Source organism: Pseudomonas sp. SDO5532_S415, assembly GCF_054071155.1.
In genome coordinates this window covers 1-4,269 of record NZ_JBSVWS010000287.1, presented here as the reverse complement: position 1 = coordinate 4,269, position 4,269 = coordinate 1, and the positions used below count along the sequence as shown (strand labels likewise).

Here is a 4,269-nt window from a genome sequence, read left to right as displayed (position 1 = left end):
GGGGTTGACGTGGCTCATGGCATTTGTGCCCCGCCACCGCCCATTGTGGGAGCGAGCCTGCTCGCGAAGGCGGTGGGTCAGTCAGCAGGGATGTTGGATGAGACAGCCTCTTCGCGAGCCAGAGGATTGGCGTGGTTCATGGCATTTGTGTCCCGACACCGTCCATTGTGGGAGCGAGCCTGCTCGCGAAGGCGGTGGGTCAGTCAGCTGGGATGTTGGATGTGACGGCCTCTTGGCGAGCAGGCTCGCTCCCACAGGGGGTTGGCGTGGTTCATGGCATTTGTGTCCCGACACCGCCCATTGTGGGAGCGAGCCTGCTCGCGAAGGCGGTGGGTCAGTCAGCTTGGATGTTGAATGTCAGGACCTCCTCGCGAGCAGGCTCGCTCCCACAGGAAGGAGATGTGTGGGTTATGGGGTTGGGTCGGTCTGGGGGAGCAGCTGGACGCCGAGGTAAAGGGCGAGCATGCCATCGAGGCGCAGGGGATCGACGCCGCTGAGCTCGGCAATCCGCTCCATCCGGTAGCGCAAGCTGTTGCGATGAATCCCCAGCGCTTCAGCGCAGGCCTGGCTCTGGCCGTCGTGGTCGCACCAACTGCGCAGGGTTGCCAGCAGTTGGCCGTTGCTGTCCTTGGCGATGACTTTGCGCAACGGGTTGAGCAACTCGTCGAGGGCATCATCGTTGCGATGACGCCAGAGCATCACCGGCAAGCGATAGCGGGTCAGTGTCAACAAGCGCGATTGCGGCAGCACATCGCGTCCGTAAGCCAGCAAGTCACCGACTCGACGATAACAGCGACGCAATCCCGTCAGCCCATCGGCCTGTCCGCCCACGGCGATGCGCAGAATGTTCCAGCCCAGGCCGTCGAGCTTTTCCAGCAGGCGGTCATGCTCGATGTTCTGGCTCGCCGGCCGGCACCACAGCAACGAGGACTTGGCCGAACTCACGCACCAACTGTCAGGGTAGCGGCTGGTCAACCAGGCACTGAGCGCCTCGACGGTTTGCCCCGGCCCATGCTCCAGGCCCAGTTCGAACAAGTACGGCACCCGGGTCATTTGCGGCTTCAGCCCGAGCTGTTGCGCCTCGTCGATCAATCGCGGTGAACTCCCGGCGTCGCTGAGCAGCAACGCCAACAGGTCATCGCAACGCTGGCGCCGCCATTGCCGCTCGGCCTGTTGATTGCGCTGTCCCACCAACATCTCGGCGGTCATCCGTACCAGTTCGGCGTAAGTGCGCAATTGCTCGGGTTCGCCGGTAATGCCCAGCACACCGATCAAGCGCTGGTCGAGCATCAACGGCAGGTTGATACCCGGCTGCACGCCTTTGAGATGAATCGCGGTCTGCGCGTCGATCTCCACCACGCGCCCGTTGGCCAGCACCAGTTGCGCGCCTTCATGGCGGGTGTTGACCCGCTCCGGTTCGCCGCTGCCGAGGATCAATCCCTGACTGTCCATGACGTTGACATTGTACGGCAGGATGGCCATCGCCCGGTCGACGATGTCCTGGGCCAGGTCGTGATCGAGTTCGAACATAACGGTGTTCCTTGAATACAGGATGGGCTGATTGTTCGCCCGCACAGGGCTGGGGGGCAATCCCTGTGCGCCGGCACAAAGACAACGACCCGGGCGGTGGCAGAGACTCGCAGGGCGATCAACGTTACCCTTTGCATCGCAAAAAATCATAATAAAGAGAGAGCCGCCATGTCACAGAGCGCCGCCGCTACCCAGGCCATCGTTGACGAGAAAAACGCCGTCTACAAGCGCATCACCCTGCGTTTGATCCCCTTCATCTTCATCTGCTACCTGTTCAACTACCTGGACCGGGTCAACGTCGGCTTCGCCAAGTTGCAGATGCTCGACGCACTGAAGTTCAGCGAAACCGTGTACGGTCTCGGCGCCGGGATCTTCTTCATCGGCTACGTGCTGTGCGGCGTGCCGAGCAACCTGGCCCTGACCAAATTCGGCCCACGGCGCTGGATCGCGCTGATGATGATCACCTGGGGCACGCTGTCGACCTGCCTGCTGTTCGTCACCACGCCGACCGAGTTCTACACCTTGCGCCTGTTCACCGGCGCGGCCGAAGCCGGGTTCTTCCCGGGGGTGGTGCTCTATCTTTCGCAGTGGTTCCCGACTTTCCGCCGTGGCCGCATCATGGCTCTGTTCATGTCGGCGATCCCGGTATCGGGCCTGTTGGGCAGTCCGTTTTCCGGCTGGATCCTCAACCATTTCGCCGCAGGGCAAGGCGGTATGGCGGGCTGGCAGTGGATGTTTTTGCTGCAAGGCATTCCGACCGTGATCCTCGGCGCCCTCGCCTATTTCCTGCTCAGCGACAGTTACGCCAACGCCAAATGGCTCACGCCGTTCGAGCGTTCGGTACTGGAAGCCGACCACGCCGAAGACCTGGCCAACAAGCCGAAGACCACCAGCGATTCGCTGCTGGCGGTGTTCAAGAACCCGGCGATCTGGGCCTTCGGTTTGATCTATTTCTGCATCCAGAGCGGCGTTTACGCGATCAACTTCTGGCTGCCATCGATCATCAAGAACCTGGGCTTCAGCGATAACCTGGTGATCGGTTGGTTGAGTGCGATTCCTTATCTGTTGGCGGCGCTGTTCATGTTGATGGCCGGCCGCTCGGCGGACCTGCGCAAGGAACGCCGCTGGCACCTGGTGGTGCCGATGCTGATGGGTGCGCTCGGCCTGCTGATCGCGGTGAACTTCGCCGCCAACCCGGCCATCGCCATCCTCGGCCTGACCATTGCCACCATGGGCGCCCTCACCGGTCTGCCGATGTTCTGGCCGGTGCCGACCGCGATGCTCAGTGCCGGCGCGGCGGCCGGTGGCCTGGCGCTGATCAACTCCATGGGACAGATGGCCGGTTTCCTCAGCCCGTACCTGGTGGGTTGGGTCAAGGACACCAGCGGCTCGACCGATGCGGCGTTGTATGTACTGGCGGGGGTGATCGTCGGCGGGAGTCTGCTGGCGTTGCGCATGACGCGCACTCTGCGGGTGTAAAACCAATCCCCTGCGGGAGCGAGCCTGCTCGCGAATACGGTATGAAATTCAACAAACAAGTTGACTGACACTCCGCTTTCGCGAGCAGGCTCGCTCCCACAGTTTTGATTTTGTGTGGTTGATAAATCAGTTTGCCCCGCGCGGTTGTTCTGGTATTTGTTTGAACCTTTCCCACTGGCAAAAGGATTTCGACATGAGCTACCGCACGCTGGGTCATTCGGGTTTGCAGGTGTCCACCCTGACCCTGGGTACCATGATGTTCGGCGAACAGACCAGCACCGAAGATTCCCTGCGGATCATCGGCAAGGCCTGGGACCAGGGCATCAATTTCATCGACACCGCCGACGTCTACACCAACGGCCGCTCCGAAGAAATCGTCGGTGAAGCCATCGCCAGTCGCCGCCATGAATGGGTGCTGGCCACCAAGGTCGGGTTCGGCCCGGTGGATGGGGTGCCGAACCGCAGCGGCCTGAGCCGCAAGCACCTGTTCAATGGCATCGACGCCAGCCTGACGCGCCTCGGTACTGACTACCTCGACATCTATTACCTGCACCGCGAAGACCACAACACGCCGCTGGAGGTGACGGTGTCGGCGATTGGCGATCTGATTCGTCAGGGCAAGATCCGCTATTGGGGTTTGTCGAACTACCGGGGCTGGCGCATTGCCGAAGTCATACGCGTCGCGGATAAGCTGGGGGTTGACCGGCCGGTGATCAGCCAGCCGCTGTACAACATCGTCAACCGTCAGGCCGAAACCGAGCAGATCACCGCCGCGCAAAGCTATGGCCTGGGCGTGGTGCCCTACAGCCCGCTGGCACGCGGCGTGCTCAGCGGCAAGTACGCGCCGGACGTGAAACCGGACGCCAACAGCCGCGCCGGGCGCCAGGACAAACGCATCCTGGAAACCGAATGGCGCGTAGAGTCCTTGCGCATCGCCCAGCAGATCCAGCAATACACCCAGGAACGCGGGGTGGGCATCGTCGAGTTCGCCATCGCCTGGGTGCTGAACAACCGCGCCGTCACCTCGGCCATCGTCGGCCCGCGCACCGAAGCGCAGTGGGATGCCTACACTAAGGCGCAGGCGGTGCAGATCACGGTTGAAGATGAAACCTTTATCGACTCGCTGGTGACGCCGGGGCATGCGTCGACACCGGGGTTCAATGATGTGAGCCATTTCGTCTCGGGTCGTAAACCGCACAACAACTGAAGTAACACATAGCCCCCTTGTGGGAGCGAGCCTGCTCGCGAATGCGGTCTACC

General features: G+C 61.9%; 3 protein-coding genes. 2 read left to right on the top strand and 1 reads right to left on the bottom strand.

Features of this window, described 5'->3' with window-relative positions; translation table 11 throughout:
• Positions 1–408: 408 nt before the first annotated feature.
• The gene (locus ACW9HW_RS29200; RefSeq protein WP_457402786.1) at positions 409–1,530 is read right to left on the bottom strand and encodes a sugar diacid recognition domain-containing protein; all 1,122 of its coding nucleotides are present in this window, start codon (positions 1,528–1,530) and stop codon (positions 409–411) included.
• Positions 1,531–1,698: 168 nt separating this feature from the next.
• Between ACW9HW_RS29200 and ACW9HW_RS29195 the strand changes: the two genes are divergently transcribed.
• Both ACW9HW_RS29195 and ACW9HW_RS29190 read left to right on the top strand, forming a co-directional pair.
• Positions 1,699–3,009: an MFS transporter gene (locus tag ACW9HW_RS29195; RefSeq protein WP_457402785.1), complete on the top strand. Its 1,311-nt coding sequence runs from the start codon at positions 1,699–1,701 to the stop codon at positions 3,007–3,009.
• A gap of 193 nt (positions 3,010–3,202) precedes the next feature.
• The gene (locus tag ACW9HW_RS29190) at positions 3,203–4,216 is read left to right on the top strand and encodes an aldo/keto reductase (RefSeq protein WP_457402783.1); all 1,014 of its coding nucleotides are present in this window, start codon (positions 3,203–3,205) and stop codon (positions 4,214–4,216) included.
• Positions 4,217–4,269 lie beyond the last annotated feature (53 nt).